Annotated in this window: 9 protein-coding genes; all 9 read right to left on the reverse strand. The window is 62.4% G+C overall.

The genetic code is table 11. The features are described 5' to 3' along the window. Positions 1-4: 4 nt before the first annotated feature. On the reverse strand, positions 5-4,582 hold the full coding sequence (locus JNK74_07090) for a hypothetical protein (GenBank protein MBL7645942.1): 4,578 nt from the start codon (positions 4,580-4,582) through the stop codon (positions 5-7). A gap of 325 nt (positions 4,583-4,907) precedes the next feature. Continuing rightward, positions 4,908-11,654 (reverse strand): DUF5011 domain-containing protein, encoded by a 6,747-nt coding sequence (locus JNK74_07095; protein ID MBL7645943.1) that lies wholly within the window; start codon positions 11,652-11,654, stop codon positions 4,908-4,910. A gap of 367 nt (positions 11,655-12,021) precedes the next feature. Continuing rightward, a complete protein-coding gene (hisS, locus tag JNK74_07100) occupies positions 12,022-13,470 on the reverse strand; it encodes a histidine--tRNA ligase (protein ID MBL7645944.1) in 1,449 nt (482 codons plus the stop codon). Positions 13,471-13,902: 432 nt separating this feature from the next. Further along, positions 13,903-14,721 (reverse strand): PEP-CTERM sorting domain-containing protein, encoded by an 819-nt coding sequence (locus JNK74_07105; GenBank protein MBL7645945.1) that lies wholly within the window; start codon positions 14,719-14,721, stop codon positions 13,903-13,905. Between the two features lie 451 nt (positions 14,722-15,172). Then, positions 15,173-15,715, reverse strand: a complete 543-nt coding sequence (locus JNK74_07110) for a cyclic nucleotide-binding domain-containing protein (GenBank protein MBL7645946.1) — start codon at positions 15,713-15,715, stop codon at positions 15,173-15,175. Positions 15,716-15,789: 74 nt separating this feature from the next. Further along, positions 15,790-18,666: a tetratricopeptide repeat protein gene (locus JNK74_07115; GenBank protein MBL7645947.1), complete on the reverse strand. Its 2,877-nt coding sequence runs from the start codon at positions 18,664-18,666 to the stop codon at positions 15,790-15,792. A 16-nt stretch (positions 18,667-18,682) separates the two neighbouring features. Beyond that, positions 18,683-19,330 carry an EpsI family protein gene (locus JNK74_07120; GenBank protein ID MBL7645948.1) on the reverse strand — a complete coding sequence of 216 codons (648 nt, stop codon included), beginning with the start codon at positions 19,328-19,330 and terminating at the stop codon, positions 18,683-18,685. Next, complete coding sequence (locus JNK74_07125) at positions 19,327-20,244, reverse strand: exosortase/archaeosortase family protein (GenBank protein ID MBL7645949.1); 918 nt, start codon at positions 20,242-20,244, stop codon at positions 19,327-19,329. The genes JNK74_07120 and JNK74_07125 overlap by 4 nt, the downstream gene beginning before the upstream one ends. Next, positions 20,244-23,450, reverse strand: a complete 3,207-nt coding sequence (locus tag JNK74_07130) for a tetratricopeptide repeat protein (protein ID MBL7645950.1) — start codon at positions 23,448-23,450, stop codon at positions 20,244-20,246. Before JNK74_07130 ends, JNK74_07125 begins: the two co-directional genes overlap by 1 nt. Between the last annotated feature and the right edge of the window lie 166 nt (positions 23,451-23,616).

Raw genomic sequence — 23,616 nt, forward strand, 5'->3', positions numbered from 1 at the left:
CCGGTCAGGACCGGGGCGATTGGTCGCCCGCGCCGGACCTGCCGAAACGAATGGAAAGGACGGCCAGCAGCAGCACTACGAGGCTCAGGTCACCCCAGAGCGTACCACCGGATGCGCCCGGCCCGCAGGACGCGGGTCGGCCCGGATCCTTCTCGCCTTCACCTTCGCCTTCACCTTCGCCTTCGCCGCCATTCAGCGCGGACAGGGGCAGCACAACACTCTTGATTTCCGCCGCGCCTACGTCGAAGGCCACGGAGTTTTCGTTGAAGCCCGTCGCGGCACCGATGATTTGATACCCGCCTTCAAGCACGGCCGGGAACGCATAGACGCCGTTGTCATTGTTGGTAACCGGTCGGAATCCACTCACTTCGAGCGCGGCGCTGCCGTTGGTCACCCGGGCCTGCGTTCGGTCGTCGAATATGGTGCAGATTACGGTGGAGGCGAGAATCGCGGAGCCTGCGGCGAGCTTGGGCGAGAAGTCCGCCGGCCCGCTGATGAGCGCGGTGACCGCGCCGTCATTGTCCGTTCCCCAGTCGTTGTTCTCCATGCGGAGCTCGACATCGGTCTCGTTGATTACCGCGACCGGCTCCGCCACGGGGTTCTCCGCCGCCGGATCGAAGGTGAACGTATTGAAACCGCTTTCCGAATCGAGGGAAGTGCTGAGGCCTTCGTCGCCGCTCACGTCCGCAGTCTCGCGAACCGCAATGCCCGCCGTACCCGGATCCTGGAAGAGCGACTTGCGAACCACCGGCAAACCGCCGGTGATCTCCACGCCCACGCCCAAATCAACGAAGTCACAGTCGTCCACGAGCCCCGAGGCCGAAGCCGAGCCCTGAGCCAGCACACCCGCGCCCGCGCGGTTCGTGTCCAGTCCGATAAACTGGACTCGGCGCACGATCATGTCGCTGCTGTCCATATTGAGCAGGGTTTCGGTGCCGTCCTGCGAGAGGATGGTCACATCTTCGACCACGGCGCCGACCGCGCCCGAAACGACGCCAATGATGACCGCCGTGTCGTCGGGGACCTCCGGATCATCCACGGGACCGCTCAGGGTCACGCCCGCCGCCAGGGCGACATCCTCGGCATATTCCCCGGCCGCCAGGCGCACAAACTTCACCGTGCCCGGCGCGCCGGCCGCACGCGCCATGGCAAAGCCAATCGTGCGAAGCGGATTATCGAGGGCGCCGTTGTCCGGGCCGTCCACGCCGATCTCGCTGTCCACGTGGAGCGTGATGTCCACATTGTCCGCGACATTCGGGTCCGTACCGCCCAGGTACTCTTCCAGATTACTCAGGAAGTCGTGATCATTGTCCAGCGCGGCGTCGTCCACCGAAAGGGGATTCAAAGCAAACTCGATTTCAAAGCCATCCGGCATGCCGTCGCCGTCCGTGTCGGGCAATTCGGGATCCGTACCTTCGATCGCCTCGTCGCAGTCGGTGACTCCATCGCCGTCGCCGTCGGCCTCGGGGTCCGTACACTCCGGCAGTACGCCGATCTCCGCCGGCTCGCTGAGCGCGGAGGTATTGCCCAGTGCATCCGTGACGGCGGCGGTATAGAAGCGAATCTCTTTGGTCGTCTTGTCCAACTCGATGCTCCAGTTCCCCTCCGAGTCGCACTGGGCCAGGCCCACGGTGTACTGGGCCTCGTCGACTTCGTCGGAGAACACTTGCACCAGGCCGTTGGGCGCGCCGACGCCCGCGACAAGCTGGCTGAGCGCCGTTCTGATCTCGGGCGCCGCGACACCGCCGTTGGCGCCGTTCAGCAGGGAAATCGCGTCGCCGCCGTTATTGAAGATGGAATTGTAGAGCATCGTGTTCCGCAGCGAAGTCTCGCCATCAATCCGAATGCCGTCCGCCACATTCCCGGCGATTGTATTCGGCGTGAGGAAGTTGACGGGGAGTACGCCCTTCCGTACGGCGCCCTTGGCCTGCCGGATGGCGCCCTTGGAAGACTCCTCTTCCGCCAGGCCTATGAAGTTTGAATGGCCCCCGCTTGAGATCGCTATGCCATGGGGATTGTTGGCCAACGCGGAAGTTGCGCCGTCCGCCGAACCAATCTGGCTCCCGAGGATGAAGTTGCGATTCGCGCCGCCGCTGATGACGATGCCACCCCCTTCGGTGCCGTCGCCGTTGCCCGCAATGATGTTGGGCAGGCCGTAACCGCCGGCGGAGGCGATGAAATTGAAGCTCGTGCCATTCGAGAGTACGATGCCGTTCTTCACATTGGGAAGCGCGTTCTCCCCGGTTGCGTCGACACCGATAAAGTTGCTCGCGATGGTTGTGTACGTCGTGTCGCCGCCATCCACGACGATGCCCGTGGTGGTGTTGCCCGAGATGATGTTTCGGAGGGAGGAAAGTCCGCCGCCGACCGCACTGGACTGAGCGCCGGCATTGATCAGAATGCCCACGCCGTTGCCCAGGGCGCCAACGCCATCCGTTCCGATGCGGCAGGATCGAACATAATTGGTGAATGCGAATTCGCCCGTGATCTTCACGCCCGCGCCCGGAAAATTGACGATCTGCAGTCCGGAAATCTGCCCGGACGTGCCCGTGAGGATCATGCCGCTCGCCTCGCCGGAGAGGAGCGCGCCGTCGAGCACCACCTCGCCCCGACCGTCGATGTATATCCGCGCGGAGATCGGGCCGACCGGTGGCAACTCCGAAACCGGCTGGATGGTGCCCGCTTCGGAAAACGTTATATACACATTGAACTCGGACTGTGTGGCGAGCAGGACTTCGCGAAGCGATATTTTCCCGTCCGAACCGGAGTCCAGCAGCAATGCCGAAAGCGTGTCGGTACTGGGCGCATCGGCGACGTCGTTCAGGGTGGTCACCACCACCTGCGTAAAGGACGATTCCAGGACGGATGCCGCGAAGAGCTCCTCGAAGGACAGCAGTCCGTCGGCGTTGGTGTCCGCCGCCGTGAAGGAGGCGCTGTTCCGACCCGTTCCGGCTTGATATTCGGCAAAATTGAGATGCTCGTCGAGATTGGAGTCGAATTCAAGATAGAGGTCGAGCAATTGGACCGGCGTCCCGTTCAAGGTGGCCGGGATGACCTGGGGCGCGCTGAACTCCGATGTATTCTGGTTTGGGTCGGTCACCGTGGCTACGATCGTGCTCTTCTCTGTGCGACTGATCGGGAATGAGGTCTGGAAGCCGCCCTTGCCATCGACAGTGACCCGCTCCAGGAAGAAGAATCCGCTTTCGTCGATCTCAAAGAGCTCCACCGCGCCCGGGGCGGAGGAGAAACCGAAGACCGGCTCGCCCGGAAGCACCGGATCCAGGCTTGGCGCCGTCACACCTTCCTGAGCGCCATTGAGCAGGCGTATCGGAAGTCCGCCGTTGTCGAAAATCTCGTTCTGGCTTATCGGGTTGCGCTTGGTCGCCGCACCATCCAGCCGCACGCCGTCACCGACGTTGAAGTTGATGGTATTGTCCCCGGAGAAGGTGCCGTCGCCGATTCGATTGCCTTCGGAAATGCCGGATATGGAGATACCGTCGCCGCCATTGCCGAGCACTTCCAAGCCCGCGTACTGACCGCCGATCACGTTGCCGAGAATCGCGTTGTTCCCGGCGTTTTGTATGCTGATGCCGTGGCCCGTATTGCCCGAAATCGTGTTGCCCCGCGCGAGGGACGGCTGGCCGATGGAGTTCTCCGTGGAGCTGGACCCGATCAGGATGCCGGTTCCGTTGGGCACGGCAACCTGTTTTTCCAAGTCGAGACCGATGGTGTTATTGTGCAGGGAGTTTTGCGACGACAGATTCAGGATTAGAACGCCGTTATCCCGGTTACCCGAAATCAGATTGCCATCGGCCGCGGACGCGCCGCCGATCATGTTGCCATGGGCATTGTTGAGCACGATGCCGCTGAGCTCGTTCGGAGCCGCGGCCTGACCGTCCGCCGTGGTGCCGATCCGGTTACGGCGTACGGTATTGTCAAAAGAACCGCCGTCGATGAGCAGCCCGTGCAGTTGATTGTTGGAAAGCACGTTTCCCGAATTCGAAACGCCCATCCCGATGAAGTTTTGTGATGCGCCTTCACCGATGGTAATTCCGATGCTGTTTGGATCCACCAGCGGGCCATCGCCCTCGCGCGTGCCGCCGATGACGCACTCCGAGACGATGTTGATGGAGGCCGAGGAACCTTTGATATGGATGCCCGAGGCGAAACCGCGTATGGTAAGACCGCGTACGTCATTCGCGCCGCTGGTCAGCACCAGGCCGTCAACGGTGCTGAGCCCGCTGTTGTTTCTCAGGGTGATCGCGCCGCCGCCATGGAGAATTAGATTCCCCGAGGTGTCGCTGAGCGCCGGCAGCTCGGAGAGCACTTCGATAGTACCGCTCACCGAGAAGGTGATGTCGTCACTGCCCGAGGTATTGTTGGCCGCGGTGATCGCCTCACGGAGCGACACCTTTCCGTCCGGGCCGGGCGTGGCCGCAAGGGCGTTGATGGATGTCACGTCGCCATCCAGCACGTCGCCCAGGGTATCGACCACGGCGCTCGCCGCCCACGTGGGATTATTCAGCGCAAGCAGCGCTCCGGAAAAAAACACCGCGCCGTATAGGGCTTTCAATCGTATCATTCGTACACCCGCCTGTATCGCCGCTGCTCGCGGCGACCCTTCTTCCTGACTCTTTGCCTGGATCGCGCACGCACACCACGGCGCATAGATGGATCCGTTCACACTTGCCTTATTATACCCGACGAATTCCATTGTCAAGTGGCTCTTTTATTCGCCCGGTCTCGTTGACAGCCACTAACAGTATGACTCAACTCGAAATTCGTCACGCCACACCGGCAATTCCACGGGCGTGAAAGAGCCTATCCCATTTATTTGGAATGGGATAGAAATAAAAAACCGGGCGGAGCGCGGTCACCGCGCTCCGCCCGGATATCGGTTATCCGAATTAGTTTCCGGCGTCAGACCGCCGGATCCGTGAACCCGCCAGCATTGCGCCGAGGAGGAGGGCCGCCACCAGAAGATCGCTCGGCCCGAAGCCCAGGGACGACCCCGGTGCGCCATAGCAACTCGGGCCGCCCGCCTTGTCTTCCGGCAACTGCAGGGCCACGATCTGTGATCCGAGCTGGCCCGGCTCCAAGGTCACGGACAGGGACTCACCTTCGTAGCCGTTCGCCTCCACCTCGATGGTGTAGGCTCCGGCGCGAAGAATCGGCAGCGGGTAGACGCCATTGCTGTTGGCTTCCACCGTTACCGAAGCGCCACCACTGGCTGTCGCGGTAACCGCCGCCGTGCGGATCCGGTTCTGCGTGTCGGCGGTCCACACCGTCACGTACAGGCTCGCCGTGTCGGCGGCGCTGCCCGGCGCGAGCAGCGGCGCGATTGTTACCGGTCCGCTGATGAGGTCGCGCTGGACAAGATTGGCGTCCAGCGTGCCCCAGTCGTTCTGCTGGGCCAGCAGGGTCGTGGTGAGTTCATTGATGATCGCCCGGCCCTGGGAGATCCCGCTGAACAGGTTCGACCCGGTCGAAGGATCGTCCACATCGCCCATGGACGCGCCCGCGCCAATGGTCGCCGTGTCGCGGACGAATACGCCCGCGATGGTGGTGTCCTCAAAGGTGCAGCGGCGGATGTTCGGCAAAGCGCCGCCCACATCGATGCCGATGGAGACGCTGGTGAAGAAGCAGCCGTCAATCGTGCTCAGGGCCGAGCGCGCGCCGTCCGCGAGGATGCCGGCCGCCGGGCGGGCGGCCGATCCGCGGAAGACCACGTTCTCCAGGGCCATCGCCACGTCGTCCATCACCAGCATCACTTCGTCGCTGGTGAAGGCCGCGATCTCCAGATTGACCAGACCGCTGTTGTCCGCGCCGAAGACGGTGCCCTCGATGCGCGGCAGCGCGCCCACGGCTCCCACAAGAACCACCCAGGGAAGCAACTCCACATCTTCCGGATAGTTGCCGTCCGCGATTACAATGCGTACGGGGTTGACCGCGGAAGCGCCCGACTGGGCAATGGCGTAGGAGATGGTGGCCCACGGCGAAGTGGAACTGCCACCGCCCACCGTGTCGGCACCGCCGGCGGAGACGAAGAAGGAAATCGCCGGGCTGTTCGGATCGAGCGCGTCGGAGTCGAAAATGAACTCTTCCAACTGGGTCAGGCCGTCGCCGTCAATATCCAGCTCGGAATCGGGCAGCACGGGATCCGTCCCGTTGTCCACTTCCGTGCCGTCCGGCACGCCGTCGCCGTCGCTGTCGATCTCGGAGTCGCTGGTGCCCAGGCAGGTTTCGATACACGCCGTGAGGCCGTCGCCGTCTTCGTCAATCGCATTGTCGGGATCGCCCGCGCACTGGTCTTCGCAGGGCGCCGGGCAGACGGCCACGATCACCGTGCGGGATACGCGCGCGGCGCGGTTGCCGATGCTGTCGGCCACGTCGTAGTTGATGGTGTAGGTGCCCGCCACGCTCGTGTTCACGGAACCCGAGATCACGATGGAGTCGCTCAGGTCGCCTTCACAGTTGTCGGAGGCCGTGGCCCCGGCTTCCGTGTAGGTGCCGCCGCATTCCACGTTCACCGTGGAGGCGCCATTCAGCGTGATCACGGGGATGGCATTGTCCGCAACACGCACGATGCGCGTCACCGTCTCCGCCACGTTGCCGGCCGAATCGCTGGCGGAATAGACCAGCGTGTAGTTGCCGGGGACGCTGGTGTTGACCGTGCCCGTGACGATGAAGTCGATGTCGTTTTCGCAGGTGTCGTTTACAACCGCGCCGGGTTCGTTATAGGGCACGCCGCATTCAACGGTGATGTCGCTGCCGCCCAGGAGCGTGATCACCGGCGCCGTCGTATCCACCACGGTGACCGTGCGGAAGGCCTGGCCCGCCTCGTTTCCGGAGGCGTCGGTGGCGTCGTACAGCACCGTGTAGACGCCCGGCACGCCGGGCTCCACCGGATTGTCCGTCTCCACTTCAACCGCGGAGTCGCAGACGTCGGAAACGGTCGCCCCGGCGTCCAGATAGGGGTCGCCGCATTCCAGGGTCACGGCAAGCGAGCCGAGGACCGAGATCACCGGGCGCGTCGTATCGGCCACGGTAACCGTGCGGGTTACGTCGGTCGCCGCATTGCCCTGCGCATCGCTGACGCGATACAGGATCGGGTAGACACCCGGCGTGGTCGGGTCAACCGTGCCGAGGATGGTCACTTCAAGGTCACCATCGCAGCCGTCGGTCGCGGAAGCGCCCGCCTCCGTGTAGGTCGCGCCGCATTCCAGCAGCAGGGCGGAAGCGCCGTTGAGGGTGATCACCGGGGCCGTGGTGTCGACCACGTCCACCGTGCGCGTCACCGGCGTGGCCACCTGGCCCGCATTGTCGCTCACTTCGTAGGTGATCGTGTAGGTTCCGAGCACGCTGGTATTGACGGACCCAACGGTGTTGCCGCCGAAGGTAATGGTCTCCACGATGCGGTGGGTGATGTTGCCGTCCACGTCATCGAGGGCCGTCGCACCGGCATCCTCATAGAGGCTGCCACACTGGACCGTGACCGGCGTCGCGCCCAGCAGGGTCAGGACCGGGGGTTCGAGGTCCACGAAGAACCCGTCGCTGAATTCAGACGTGTTGCCCGAAGCATCCGTGGCCGTCGCGGTGATGAAGAGGCCCACGACCGGCTCCACGTCCACCGGGCTGGTGAAGTCGCCGTTGCCGTCCGCCACCGCGGTCGCCAGGTAGGTTTCACCCTGCCCGTCGGTGCTCGTGTAGAGGTCAACCGTGCTGCCGGGAACCGCCGTTCCGTTTACGGAGCCGAGACCCGTGATAACCGGGGCGGCCAGTTGAAGGTTGCCGTCATTGCTCAGCTCGATACCCGTACCAAAATTGTCCGTGATCTGGTTGAAGCGGATCGTGTTCTGAATCGTCGCCGCGCCGTCCACCAGCACCGCCGCGCCGGCGTTGCCGCTGATGATATTGCCGGCTTCTATCGCCGTGCCGCCGATCACGTTGTCGGAGGCGCCGTCGAATAGGGCCACGCCCTGCGCCACATTGCCGAGCTGGCTGGTCCCGTTGGCGGCCAGACCGATGATGTTTCCGGACACGATGTTGCCCGCGGTGCCCGCGCCGCTGATCACCACGCCTGAATCGTTGTTGGCGGAGATCACGTTTCCTTCACCGGCGGCGTCGCCACCAATCGCGGTGCCCGTGGCGCCGTCGATCAGAGTTACACCGGCTTCATCGTTGGCGATCGCCGCCAGGCCGCTGGCCGACAGGCCGATGTAGTTGCCGGTTACTACGTTGTCCGGCGCGCCCGTCACATAGACACCGCTGCGCTCGTTGCCGGAGATGATGTTGCGGCTGGCCGCGTCCACACCGCCAATGATGTTGGCCGAGGCGAGGTCCGCGATCTCGATGCCGTGACCGCCGTTGGCGCGGATAGCCGTGCCGTTCGTGCCGATCTGGCAGCCAACCACGCTGTTCGCCGTCGCCGCGACGCCGGAGATACTGACGCCATGGCCGGGGAAGTTGATGATGGTCAGGCCCGAGAGCACGTTCTCGGCGCTGGAGAGCTGAAGGCCGACAATGCTGCCGCCAAGATTCGCGCCATCCAGGACGATGTCGCCCGCGCCGTCGATGGTGGTGCCGCCGTCCGCGTCGTTCAGGCTCGGCAGACCGCCCTGAAGGGTGATCGTGCCGGCCACATCGAAGGTGATGGCATCCGCGCCCGCGCGGTTGTTCGCCGCGATAATCGCTTCACGGAGCGAAATTACGCCATCCACGCCGGGATTCACGATCAGGTGGGCCGGCGAGGTCGTGTTGGCGTCGGAGACGTCGGTCAGCCCGGAAACCACCGCGGTGGCCGTATTGGCCGGAATAACGTCTACCGTGACCACGATCGTGGTGACCGTGTCCACCGCATTGGTAACCACGCACTGATAGCTGCCTTCGTCGGTCAACTGTGCGCTGCTGTTGGAGAAGCCGTTGGTGGTCGCGCCGGAGAGCGTTCCGCCGTCGGTGAGATCCTCAAACTCGGCGCCATCCGTTGGAAGGAATTGCCACTGGTAAGACAGCGGTTCGGAGCCGGAGGCTTCCGTATTGAGGCTGAAGGCTTCGCCCTCGACGACCACTACGCTGGTCGGCTGCGTGTCTACCGACGGAGGCTCGACCACAAACGGGGCGGAGAACTCCGAAGTATTGCCTTCGGCGTCGGTCGCGGTCGCGGTAAGCGAATCCAGCGAAAGGGTAGCTAGAGCGGAGAGATCAAGCGCCGCAGAGAAGGCGCCCGAGCCGTCAGCCGTCGCCTGGCCCAGATAGAGTCGCCCTTCCTCATCCGCATCGCCATAGATGTCGATTGTCGCGTTCGCCGGTCCCGTACCCGATACCGGACCTATAAGTTCGATCACGGGTGCCGCAATATTGTCATTGGCCGTCTCGATGCCCTCGACCTGCAGCTTGATGCCTTCGTTCGCGTTCCGGTAAATCGAGTTCCCGCGGACGGTGTTCCGGTCTGTCAGGTGCAAGCTCCCGCCCTTGATACGCACGCCGAACAGCCCGTTGGCAGCGATCACGTTTGACTCGCCGGCCGCCGTGCCGCCCACGGTGTTTTGATTGGCGCCTTCCAGCAGCGTCACGCCGCTTTCGCCGTTCGGAAGGAACGTTGTGCCGTTGGCCGCCGTGCCGATCAGGTTGCCCTGTATGACGACATGGTTGACCTCTTCACCGCCTAAGCTTCGCGCCGCGCGGATCCCGTCGAGCCCGTTTCCGGAAATGATGTTGCCCTGGCCAGCGCCCGGCCCGCCGATGTTTACATATTCCGCGCCGCTGTCAAGCAGAATTCCCACGACTGAGTTTCCGAGCGCCTGGGTGCCGGTAATGTCGGTACCTATTTTATTTCCCTCGATAAACACTACGGGACTATCCGATCCGGCTGTTACCCCATTCAGGATAATTCCGTCGTCGACATTGCCGGAAATGACGTTGCCCTCGCCCGCTCCGCTGCCGCCAATCCGGATGAAATTCGGAGCGGTAAGCCCCCCTCGAACCACAACGCCGGAGTCCTGGTTGGGAGACGCCGCGGTGCCGTCCACCGTCGTCCCCACAAGGTTGCCCTGCATCACAATATTTCGGCAGCTTTCGATGAGCACGCCACGCAGATTGCCCGAAATGATGTTGCCGCGGCCGACCCCGCCGATCACAGTGCCGGTGCAGTTGTACATCTCGATCCCGTGCTCGTTAAGTTGCGCGCTACTGCCATCCGGCCCGAGGCCGATGTTATTGTTCTGGATTACAGTGCCGATCGAGCCGAACAGGAGAATGCCTGCGTTGTTGAAGAGCGTCGTGTTCGCGTGGGTTGAAATTATGTTCCCGGCTTCGGGCGTGGTCCCGCCGATTATCGTGTTCAACGAAAATTCGTCCACGGTCACGCCGGCCCCTTTGTTCTGCAGCCCTTCTCCGCTCGCGGTCACTCCGATCCAATTGCCCTGAATGATGTTGTCGGACGCGTCGTTCAAAAGAACGCCATGCCCGTAAGCGCTGGCGAATCCGAACCCGCAGTTATCGCCGCAGCCATCCGGGCTGTTTCCGTTGGCCGAGATTATGTTGCGCTCCTCCGCCGTCGTGCCGCCGATTATGTTGTCCGAGGCACCGTCGCGAATCTCGATCCCGCTGAACGCGTTGGCGAGATCGAGTTCGCCAGTGGCATCCACGCCGATATAGTTGCCTATGACCACGTTACGCGAGGTGCCCGCGCCCCGGATCATGATGCCGTGGCCGAAGGCTTTCGAAATCTTATCTGCGTCGACTTCTTCAGACCCGTTGCCGGAAATTACGTTGCGGTCTTCTACCGTTGTCCCGCCGATGAGATTGTCGTGCGCGCCGTTCTCGATAAGAATGCCGTGATCGTCATTGCCCTTATCGGCCGTGCCGTCGTTGCCGATCAAGCAACCCTGGATAGCATTGTTCGACGCGGTGGCTCCCTGGATTTTGATACCCGCGCCTGCGCACCCGGTAATCAGTATGTCTAGTATGTTATTGTTCGGACTCTGGATGATGAGTCCGGGCACGTCTGGATTGACGGCCGTCAGTTCCGCTGCGCTGAGAAAATTGTCGTTGTCGATGTCCAACTGCCGGAAATCGGCAATGTTGATATTAAATAGATTGTGAAATATGTTGTCCACTCCGTCGGAATTTACGAACCGAATCTGGATCGCCTCCGCGAAGGAAAGTAGAGCATCCGTGGGATTGACGTCGAGCGCGGCGAAAGACCCGTTGATAAGCGATGCGTAAGCTTCCAGACGGTCTCCCGAGCTCGACCCGTCAATCGTAAACTTGCCGGTGCCGAAGCTCATGATGGTGACGCCCGATGGATCGGTCAACGCGGGCAAGTCGGTGTAGTGTTTGGTCGAATTCCCGCCCGGGACCATGATGATATCGTGACCGGGAAAGGCGTTGGCCTCTTCTATCGCCGCGCGCAGAGTGGTGTCGCCTCGACCGACATCGCGCTCCGCAATGCCGTCCCCAAGCAGCGCATCACCGTCGTCCGCCGCATCGTGATTGCCCACATCCTGCACGGAGAACTGGTTGACTGTAAACACCTCCGCCGTCACGGGCGGTCCCGATAGCCCGACAGCGACCATTGCCGCCGCCAGGAGCGTCACGCGAGCCCCCCCATACACACCGAATTTCTTCACACAAAGCTTGTTGCGCATCGTCATACCTTACTTCGTTGCCAGGTTGATGTGTTCCCGAACACAAACCACCCCGTAGCCTATCCGAGCGCGCGAGTGAACCGATCAATCGCGTGACGAACACGCCCCGGCACCCGTCCAGGACGAAAAGAATTCTCCATAAGTGTAGCTAGCATATACCGTAACGCGTCGAACCGCAAGCCTTTTCTTAACAGACTCAATATAAATCTGCGAAAGGTAATAATAGGTTACTTTTCGTCCGTTAACTACCTGAAATACTTACCTGCACACCATACACATACGCTTCCACGGCCCTCCCGGTTTCCCGCATTCAGGTCGCTTTGTATTGTCTGCTTCTACGGTTGGACAGTTCAACTTTGCGCCGAGCGCGCGATCAATGGGGGAGCCCGAGCACGGCGCGCACCGCCGAAACCATCTCACTTCGGGCCACGGTGACCTGGCCGGTCTTTCCAGCTTCCCGATAGGCTTCCCGATCGGCAATCTCCTCCCGGCCCGCCTTGCCGGCGTTCAGATCTTTCACCGAAACGACGCGCTGGGCGATCTCGTCCTCGCCGATGATGACGGCGACCGGGATCCCGTAGTGGTCGGCGTGGCTCAGTTGATTGCCCATCTGCATCTTCTTCTTGCTGGCAAAGTAGGTTTCCGTACGGATCCCCGCATCGCGGAGCGCACGGGCTACCTTGAGGGTTTCGGCCTTCGGCACGTTGCCCATGGTCACCACGAGCGCCTGCACCGGCGTCGTCACGGGTCGCACTGCCTCCAGGTGCAGCAGCGCCGCGAGCAATCGGTCCAGTCCGACCGACATGCCCGTGCAGGGGATGGCCTGGTGGGCAAAGCGCTCCACGAGCTGGTTGTATCGCCCGCCGCCCATGACGGTTCCGAAGGCGGGCGCCTGGGGCAGGATCATCTCGAAGACGGGGCCGGTGTAATAGTCCAGGCCTCGAGCCAGGCTCGGATCGAAGCGCGTGCGCGTCTCATCAACGCCGAGCGCCTCCAGGGCCTCCGCCAGCTCCCGCATTTCGCCCAGGGCCTCCACCGCCAGCGGGCTGCCCGTCAGGGCCCCTTCCATCGCCGACAGCACATCCGCCCGCTTCTCTCCCGTCATGGCCACGAAGCCCATGATGCGGTCGATGGTGGCCTCTTCCAGCCCCACACCGGGTATGGGATCGCCGGAGTCGTCCACACGGCCGCCGCCCAGTTCCAGCCGCACGTTGGCGGCGCCGGCTTTGCCCAGTTTATCGATTACGCGAAGCACATGCTTTTGTCTGCCGGACTCCACGATGCCGCAGTCCTCCAGGAGTGCGTCGATCAGCTTGCGGTTGTTGATCAGCACCAGGTACTCGGGCACCTCCAGCGCGGCCATTACGGCGCACATCACCGCGATGATTTCTCCATCCACGGCCATGGCCGTCGCGCCCGCGGCATCGATGTCCACCTGGGTAAACTGGCGAAATCGGCCCGGACCGGGCTTGTCCGCGCGCCACACCGGGCCCATGGCATAGCGCCGGAAGGGAGCCTTGATCTGTTCAGGATACTGGGAAAGCAGGCGCGCGAAGGGCACGGTCAGGTCAAAGCGAAGGGCAATGGCTTCTCCCTCGGGGCTTTCCAGCCGAAAGAGCTCCTTGTTGGTCTCCTCGCCGCCGGCACCGAGCAGCACATCGAGGTACTCCAGGGCGGGCGTTTCCACCGGGGCAAAGCCGTAGGTCTGGAAGATGGCCTCGATACGACGCATGACTTCGCTGCGCAACATCACCTCCCCCGAGAGGAAGTCTTGAAACCCCTTCAGGGTTTGCGCCTTTACAAGGGCCTTCGAGTCGGCCATAACACCTTCTTTCTATACATCGTGAAGCACCCCACTCAGCCCACTAGTCTAGCAAAGGTACGGGAAAGTGTTCAAAAGGAGAAGGGGTTTGACAGTGGACAGTGGACAGTGGACAGTGGAAAGTGGAAAGTGGAAAGTGGAAAGTGGAAAGTGGAAAGTGGAAAGTGGAAAGTGAAAGGGGGAAAGGGGAAAGGGGAAAGGGGAAAGGGTAGAGCGAACAGCAGACAGTGGACAGGGCGATTAACGTGAGATTGCGCTTTACACCGAACCCCGATGACTGAAACACCAACCCCGACGTCAACTATCAACTATCAACTATCAACTATCAACTATCAACTGTCAACTATCAACTGAACAAAACGAGGCAGCCTGACCCGAAGGTCAGGCTGCCTTTTATTGATTCGGAAGATCTCGGTTCTTTTCAGCCAGTAATCAGGCGCTGAACTTGCGGCGCAGGGCCACACCCAGCATACCCATGCCCAGAAGGGCGAAGGTGGAGGGTTCCGGAACCGGGACGAAGGGGTTGTCGTCGCGGACGTCAATCACGTCGTTGCCGCACTGCATCGTCCAGTGGATGCCGATACCGCCGTTGTTCGGGTCGACCAGGATGTCTTCATCGGTACCGCTGACGTCAAAAGCGATCTCGTAGAAGTAGTGCTTGCCGGTCAGGGCGATAGCGATGGAGGGGTTGTAGGAACCGGTCACGTCAACCGCACCCGCCTGGGTCTCGTCAACGCGCCACGGGGTGGAGGCGACGAAGGGAGCGGGGTTGAGGACGGACCAGTTCGGTGCGCCGGTGTTGCCGAACATCCGGCCGTAACGGGCCGCGTCCTGAGCAGCGGTGCTCACCGCGATGGCGTGGGTGTAGCCACCGGTGTTGCCGAGGTCAAGGAAGAAGTCGCCGGCATAGAGGCCGTCAGCGGGCATGCCCTGGGGCGGGAAACCCGTTACCATGCCGATGTAGAAAACGCCACCCGTGGACGCATTCGGATCGGTGTCATCGTAGTAGTAGAAGATCTGCTCGATGTCATAGTTCTGACCGCCGCCACCGGGGGTGGGGCCTTCTTCGTCGTTCAGCGTGCGGATGTTCGCGTTCAGCGTGGTAACCGCATTCTCATTCCACGTGTTGAAACCGGCGTTGCCGGCGTAGTTGAACCAGTCGGACCAGCTACCGTCAACCGTGATGGCACCCGCCGTGGAGGCCATGCTGAAGGCCGCGCCGATTGCCAGCATTGCGATTGTCTTTTTCATTACTCAACTTCTCCTGTGTTTTTGGTTGTGGGTTGGATTGTTGCTTCACTCAACGTTTCAATTTCATTTGGAACCAGTTAACTTCCGTTACCTTTAACTTGGTTGTCTCTATAAAGCATGTTGCGTGCCAACTTTTCCATAATCAAAAACACACAAAAACCGATGCGACTATGGTTGATAGTTGTCAAGAGTGAATAAGAAGGTGTCAAGAAAGAGGTTCTGCCGAGCTTAACACGATCTTAACATAGTCAAAGATGACTACTATTTTACGAGTGAGCGAAGCCCATTCGGTGGGCTCTTACCCGAAAAGATACCAAAATGTATCGTTTCAGGACAGGGTATGGGGGCGGGGTGGGCGGGGGCGGGGAGATCGCGGTAAATCGGGTGGCGTCGCCACGTCGTGCATAGTCACAAGGGACCGACAAGTTGTCAGTTCTGACAACATGCCGCCTCAGTGCGGTCCAGTGTGTCGCCGCTGTGCTTCCAGGCTGGACGCAATCCAAGTGTTGCCCGCCTCCAGGCGTTGACTCAGGACGTCTATCACGTTCAGGAGGAAGGGAATGGCAAGGGGACCGTTGAGCAGATTGTTTACCGCCTTCTCATCCAGCACGAGCAGTCGTACGTCTGTAACCGCGCGGGCGGTTGCCGAACGGTGGCGGGGCCGGAAGGCGGCCATCTCCCCGAAGGCCTCCAGGGCGCGGCATTTCGCGATACATTTATCCCCGCAATAGATGGAGACGCTTCCCTCCAGGACAATGTAGAGGTAGCTTCCTTCATCTCCCTGGCGAAAGATAACGTTCCCGCCCTGGAGGAATTCCGTGCGCCCGAGTGAAGCGACGAGATCAACGGCGTCCGCGTCAAAGCCCTTGAAAATTGCCGCTCTTTGGAGACGAGTGTGATCTTCCATGGCCGTATCCAGGCCGCACTGGCCGTTGTGGGCGCGGACCTCCGCACCCGGTTCCGCCGCTCGCAAGGCATTGCGAGCCGGTGCCATTACAGGTCCGGCGCCGCAATCCCGGCAGGACTGCGGCGCCGTTGAAATCATGGGCAATTCAGAAATTCATTGTACTAGTTCAGCTCCGTCAAAAGACTCTCCGCTTCGGCCTGTTCGGGGAATTCGAGTCCCGCGCGCGCACTGATGCCGAGAGAATAGCGGATACGCTCTTTGGCCTTTTCCTTGTCGCCCAGCTTCATGAGCACACGACCGAAGTCGAAGGAGATGGTGGGATTGGCCGGATCAATTTCGGCGGCGCGGCCGAGGGTCGTCCGGCTGGCCTCCAGGTCGCCGGTGCGCATCTGCGCGAGGCCCAGCGTGTGGAGTATACCCGGATTATTCGGCACCTTTTCCTGAGCGGCGGTGGCAAACTTGAGGGCTTCCTCGTCGTTGCCGCCCGCCATCAGGAGCATATAGGCCAGGTTGTTGGCCGCCGGAGCGTTTTCAGGCTGCAAGGCGACGAGCTTGCGATAGCTCTCCGCGGCGCCCTTGTAGTCCTTCTTCTTTTCAAGCATGGCGCCATTCCGGGACCAGACTTCGGGGCTGTCCGCACCCGTGGCGATGGCCTTCTCCATGGACTGGGCTTCGCCTTCGGCGTCGCCCAGGCTCTTGAGGAGTTCGGCATAGGCGATCCAGGCGCGCGGATCGGCGGCCACGGTGTCTACGATGGCCTGGCCTTTCTCCTTCGCGCCATCCACCTTGTCGCCGAACTGGAGCGCCGCGATGGCAAGCTGGGCGATGGCGAGGTGGGGCGTGCGACCGGCGAGGTTCTTTTCATAACTCGCCCACGACGCGTTGTAAAGTCGGCCCATCTGAAGGGCGAGTGTGGCCCCGTAGGCCAGCATCAGTTCGCGATCCGCCCCAAGCGTGGAAGCCCAGGCCTGTTCGTCGTCGTTGAGCCCCTCCACCGCCACACCGAGCGCGGAGGTGAAAATAAGTCCGAGCTTGCCGGCGGCGGGTTGATCGGCGCCGGGCACCGTCAGCGCGGCCACGGCCCCGTCCACATTATCCGCCTGAAGAGCGGAAAGGGTCTTCATGACACGTAGACTTTCGGGCCAGAACGCGGGATCGGCGGCGTCCGCCAGGGTACCCACGGTGGCCCAGTCCCCTTCCTGCAGGGCACAGAGGGCGAGAAGATTGGCCCGGTCGGCGATAATTCTGGGCGCCGTGGAGGTTATGCCCTCCAGCACGGCGCGGGTCTGGGCGCAGTCGCCGAGGCGGGCATGGATCCCGCCCTTGGCCAGTTCGATCTCCGGGTCGCCTTCAAACAAGCCGGACGCGCGGTTCAGCACCTGCAGGGCCAGTTCCGGTTCGCCCGTGTCCAGATAGGCCTGCCCGAGGTAGAGAAAGCTCCACCGTTCTTCTGGAAAGAGCGTATAGCTTGCCTCGGCGGCTTTGCGCGCGGGCTCGAAGGCGCCGCCCTCGCGCAGCGCGCTGTAGAGCATCTGGTGCGCGTCGATATTTTCGGGATACTGTACGATCAAACGCTGCAACTGCTGGGCGGCGATAATCGGCTGACGCACGGAGCGGAAGACCTGGGCGATGTTGTAGAGCGCGACCATGTTGTCGGGAAAACGCTCCAGGGTGAACAAGAAGAGCGACAGGGCCTGACCGCGGGCAGCGCCGCTCGCCATGGCGAAGCCCAGGGCGTTATCGCGGAGGATAAGCTCTTCGGGCGCTTCCGGCTTCCACTCTTCAAACAGGGCCGTGACCACCTTGGGGTCGCGGGAATCCATGGCTTTGAAGAACTGGCCCACGCGCGACTCGGCGGGCAGGGCCCCGGACAATTCGCGGGCGAGGCCCACGTCCTGCGTGAAGAGTGCCGAGAGCACCAGCACTTCCCGGACTTCATTGCCGCCTTCGGCAAGGTAGGTGTCGCGGTTGCTGACGAGTCGCTTGAGGGCCGCCTGCTTCCACAGGTCGCGCCAGGTGAGGGACTCGGGGTTGCGCGCGATTGCGGCGGGCGCGGCGACCGGGGCCGTCTCGACTTCCGACGGCAACTTACCGGACTTGGCCTGGGCGAGAAGGGCGGACACGGCTTTTTCCTCGGGCAGGGCGGTGGCCGCGCTTTCCAGGAAGGGTACCGCTTCTTCGAAAGCGCTCTGGCTGAGCTTTACGGCGCCTACGACATAGTTCGCCCAGCCGGCGGCGGGATCCTTCTCCAGGATCTTGCGGGCTTTTGCTTCGGCCTCTTCGGTCTTGCCCGCCAGGAGGAGCGCCCGGGCATGGCCCGTCTGAATTCCCCCATCGTCGGGTAGGGCGGCCGCGAGGCTCTCGAACTCCGCCAGCAGCTCCGCCACTTTGCCCTGCGACTGGTAGACCTCAATCAGGGCCAGGTGGGCCGCGGTCGAGACGGGGGATGCGCCCTGGGACACTTCCTTGAGCAGCGCGACGGCCTCGTCGTTCTTACCGCCCTGGGCATAGGCAACGCCGAGGTTGAGCTTTACGTCGGACGACTCGGGGAACTGCTTTCCCAAATTTTCGAGTTCGGTGATGGCATCAGCGGTACGATCGGCCTTCAGGAGTACGGCGCTGTGAAGGAGTCCGCCCTTTTCCGGGGCCACTTTGAGGAAGGCCTCCGCGATGGCGAGCGCGTCGTCGGTGCGCTGCAGGTCCACCAGGTGCATCACCGGCTCCGTGTAGCTCTCGGGCAGCGCCGGGTTGAGCGTGCGCGCCTTTTCAAAGAACGTCAGGGCGAGTTCAATATCCCCACCCTTGAAGGCGCAGCGGGCGAGCCCGAGCTGGGCCATGGGATTCTCGGGATTGGTCTCGGCGGATTTCTGATAGGCGGCTTTGGCCTCGTCCAGGCGTCCGAGCGTGAAGAGCGTGTCGCCCTCCCCGCGGTACTGTTCACTGCGGCGTCCACTGCAGCCCGCGGCCAGCAACACGGCGCAGCACAACACGCAGAGGGTCAATTGCCGCATTCGGGCAGCATAGCTAAGGTGGTCCATGGTGATCCTTCCCATATTAATCAAGGTAGTCGTTCTCCAACAGTATGGGGCCGAGCCGGCTGGCAAAGTCGTCCAGTACGGCAAAGGCCTCTTCGTCGTCCTGCCCCATCTTCTTCAGGACGGGCATGCTCAATTTAATCATGGATGAGGTGGGGGTCCCGAACAGCAACTGCTCCCGGGCCCAGTAAATGGCGTTCATGAAGGTGCTGCTTGTAAATCGTTTGCCGGTCTTCAGCCAGTACAACACCGCCTGCTCGTCGTCGCCGCGAAAGATCACGAGGCGGCGCGCCTCGAACTCGATCCCGACGGGGGCCGAGTAGGCCTGCTCCACTTCCCAGCCCTGGCCCACCAGGCAGACCTCGGGAAAGTGGAGGCTGCGCCGCTTCTGACCGGCATACACGATCGTGACGAGGATCGGCGCGCCGTTCGGGGCCGTGTAGTAACGCATGAGGATGTCCGACTTCCCGACTTCGAGGGCCTTTCGCACCACGTCGCCGGGATCGATATCCTCGCCGTTCTGGCGATAGGGCCCGACCTGGGCGGGTAGATCCAGGCTGACCGTGGCGACGCCCGCGGCGGCGGCCCAGTCCCGCTTGAGATTGATCCCCCAGTGGAGCGCCGCGCTTACGAGCAGAATGGCGATGCCTGCGATGTAGTGGATCATGACTGTTCCTCTTTGGATTCCGGGGCGGGGGCGATCTTTCGCAACAGCGCCTCCGCGCCAAAAAGAAGCACGAATGCGAAGGCGAAGATGCCGATGCCCGACGCGTCGTGGACGATGCCCGTGGCCGCTTCGCTGCCCCAGATGTAGCCGACCACGCAGAGAAAGAAGATGCGGGCGACGTTGGCCGCGATAGCGACGGCGGGCGAAATCAGCAGGATGACGATCCGGGCCCAGCCCCGGGTCTTGCTGATGTAGGCCATGAGCGCGCCGAAGGCGAGCAGGGCGATCAGGGAGCGCATACCGCCGCACACATCGCCGACCATGAGGCGATCCTCCGAGCCGAGAAACACATAAGAGCCGTCCTGCACGAAATTCAAGGTGAGCAACTGGCCGAGGTGCACCGCGGACTCGGTCGCGAGCATCTTGCTCTTAAACGAAATGACGGAGATGATGGAATAGGGCGGAGGGAGCATGAAGAAAAGAAAGGCCAAGGGAAACCAGAGGGCGACCGTGGCGGAGCGGCCCAGCATGAGGAAGCACAGTCCGCAGACGACCGGGAGCAGGGAGAAATGGACGAGGGTCATGAAGCCCAGGAAGTCCCCGACCAGCAGCATGAGGCAGCCCAGCCCCAGGAGCGGATAACCCAGCAGCGGGGAGGGCGCCAGCGGGGCCTTGCCGAGGGATTCGCGCTGGCGCCAGACGAAGAAGAGGCTGATCAGCGGGATGAACATCGCGTGGGAATAGAGCGACTCGGGCGCGGTCGCTCCGAAATAGATATCCGTGAAGGAATGCCAGTACGCCGCGACGACGAGCCCGAAAACCGCCGCGATAGCCAGGATCCAGGTGGTCCGGCCTCGGCGAAACGAATCCGCCAGCAGTGGCCGGGGGGCGGCCGTGAAACTACTCCCGCTCATCAATTTGCTCCTTCCGCCGCGACCAGGGCTTCGAGCTTCTTCAAGCGCTCCGTCAATTGTGAATCCCCCACGGGGATCAACTTCGCGGCGGCCTGAAGACGCTCCCGGGCGCCCGCCTTGTCGTTCTTGGCGAGGTGGGCCTCGGCCAGGGTCATCTCGTCTTCGGCCGTTGAGGCGCCCGCCACCTTGATAAATTCCGTCAGTTCGGCGATGGCCTCATCGGGGCGCGCCATCTGGATCAACAGATAGGACCGGAATCGGACGAAGGTGGGCCGCCTTTCGAGGGTGATGGCCTTGCCAATCCAGGCGAGGGACTCCTCGCGCCGGTCGGGAGCCTGCGCGAGCAGCGTGGCAAGGAGGAACATGATATCCGAGTCGTCTTCGTAGGTGCGGAGATAGCGCTCGCACAAGGAAATGGCCATGGGAGGATTGCTCCGGGCCTGCACCTCGATCTGGCCCCGAAGGGCGGGTTTGTAGTCGGCGATGATGATCTGGGCGCGGGTGAATGCGGTGGACGCCGCGCCGAGATCGGCGCCTTCGCCCTGCCGGAGTATCACCTGCCCCTTCAGCACCCAGGGTTCGGCCCGATCGGGGTACTGCTTGAGATAGGCCTCCACCCGGGCGATGGCCTCGGCGTAATTCTTCTCGTTTACGAGCGCGGTGACGTCGTTTGTCAATTCGGCGTAGGTGGCGCTGTCGCTCGGTGTAGCGTCGCTCCCGGCGACCGGTTCGGCGTTTTCACCGCCTCTCCTATTCAGGAACTTGCGGAGCTCTTCCACCTGGGCGTCGTGCCCGGGTCGATTGCGGCCGCTTTCTTTGAAACGGGCGAACATTTCGTCGGCACGCGGGTGAAACTGCATTTGTTCGTAAATTCGGACCAGCACGCGCATCGCGCGTGAATCGCTCCGGTCAAAAGATAGAATCTGCTCGAAGGTTCGCTGGGCCTCTTCCGGTTCGCCCAGGTCGAGTTGGGCATCGCCGAGAAGGTGGCGGACCTGGGTATTGCCGGGGGTGCGCTCCAGAATGGCGTTGCATAGCTCGACGACCTTTCTGTTGTCGCCCTGCATCGACGCCATCTCCGCCTGAAGCTGCTGCCCCTGCAAAAAGACGGGCGAGGCCTCGGCGATGGTGTCCACGAGATCGCGGGCCCCCTGCAGGTCGGGCAGGGGCCCTTTGAGCATGAGCCGCGCTTCGACGATTTTGAGACCGTCGTTCTGGGGCTCGGTCTGTCGGACGAGGGCGAGGAGGCCGTCCACCTCGTCCCGGGGGATCTCACTCGAGTTCATCACGAGCCCCTCCGCAAAGGCGAGGCGCATGCGGTTGAGGGAGGGTGCCAGGGCGGGATCCGAGCCGCGCGCGGCTTCCGCTTCGGCCACCCGCGCGCGTGCCGCCTCAAGATTTCCATACTGGAGCGCCAGTGAAAGGCGGAAAAGCAGTGAGTCATCCGACTCACTGGAGGGAATCGCCTCGCCCCCGAACTCCTTCACGAGTGCGTCGCCTTCGGTGAAATAGCCCTGCCGGGCGAAAAAGGCGCCCCACGTTCTCGCCTCGGCGCTGGGACTTTTTTCGAGGAAAGCTTTGGCGGAGGCTATGGCTCCATCTTTGTCTCCCTTAACCAGCAGGATACTTGTTCGGATCAGAGAGAAGCTGGACTGATCGACGCCGGCGGCGGCGGCGTCCCGCAGTACCTGTTCCGCCAGCTCGGTTTCACCCCGCTCCAGCCGAAATCCGGCGAGGGCGCTGTAACCGCGGGGATCGCGCGGGGCGATGGCGATCGCTTTTTCGATAAGGCGCAACGCCGTTGACTGCTCCGCCTCCTGGCGATGCTGTAGGAGGTCCTCGATGGTGAACATCAATTCGTTGACGTCGGTCTCGGTCTCGCTCAGCAGACGGGTGCTTCGCGCCTGCAACTCGGAGGTCGAGGGGGCCGAACCGAAATTGCGGGCCCACAGGCGTCGCGCCTGCTGGTCTTTGGGATTGCTGTCGAGGAACTGTTCGAGCGGCCCGCGGGCCTTGGACTTTTCGCCGAGTTCGAGTTCGCAGAGGGCGAGGAAGTAGTTTGCACGGTGCAGGTTGGGGTTCATCTCGACGGCAATGGCAAACTTGTCGCGCGCCTCCGGCAGCTTTCTCCGTTCGAGAAGGATTCGCCCACTGAGGTACTGATCGATCGATTGCTGGTCCGGATAGGCCTTGACGTACATCTGACGCGCTTCATCCGCGCCGTCGGCATCCCCCGCTTCGAGGCGCATCTCCGTCAGGAACATGATGAAGCCGGGCGTGTCGATGCGCTGGATCGGGTCCATTTTCTGGACGTAGTCCATGGCGACATCGCGTTTGCCGGCGCGTTCCAGCGCCAGCACGTAGTTAAGTTGAAGGTCGACGTTGTCCGGGCTTGCCGCCAGGGCCGTCTCGGCCAGGGCCACGGCGGTCTCGAAATCTTCGAGCGCGAGGTGGAGCCGGATGGACGCAATCACGTAGTCGACCTGCTCGCGCCGATCCGCGGGAACGGAGTCGAGCTGGGCCTTGGCGTCACGACTATTTTCCTGATCGAGCAGGTAGGCCGCATAGTGTACGCGGAGCGACGTGTCGTCGGGGTACTTCTCCAGGAGGGGCGGGAAGACGGCGTCGGCCGCGGGAATATCGCGCAGGGCGACATGGGCCCGGGCCTTTCGGAGGGGTGTGTCGCGCAGGTCGATGCCGCGATCAATGTAGGCCTGGAGCTCGGTGAGGGCCTCTTCGAGGCGGCCTTGCTCGTGAATGGCGACCACGCGATCATATTCCAGCGCGGCGAGATCATCCCCGCCATAGAGGCTGATCGCGCCTTCGAGTTCGGACCAGAACCGGTACTGGCGGTAGAAGTCAAAGAGCTGGGTTTTGCGTTGGGGGTTTTCCGGCTCCAACTGAATGAGCCGACTTATAATCCGGCCCGCGTCGGCCAGCACACGCCGGCGATCGGTCATCACCCCTTTACAGACCCCGATGTATTCGTCGAGGACGGCGACATCATTCCCATTCTTGTAGAGGTACTCTTTGTAGGGTCGGCGGGAAAGGTCCGGCTTGCCCTCGCTGACGAACTGGCGGGCCGTTACCAGACTCTGGGCGGCGCGATAGCGGGGCACCAGAATGAGCGCCGCCACGCCCGCCGCGCAGAGAAGCCCGACCGCGAGAGTGGATGCTATCAGAATTATCCAGGCTTTACGTGACATGATTTCCCCTGATTCAGGTTACACAACTTAGATCTGCCTTGCTGAACGCCGGATCCGCCGCGGATGAGGGCGCCCGGATCACACTGCCCGGCCGCCGCAGAGCCCGTGACACGGGGCTGGCGGCCGCTGGCAGGTGTGGTCCCGCACCGCGCCCCCGTGCGGTTTT

Source organism: Candidatus Hydrogenedentota bacterium (assembly GCA_016791475.1).
Taxonomy (GTDB): Bacteria; Hydrogenedentota; Hydrogenedentia; order Hydrogenedentales; family JAEUWI01; genus JAEUWI01.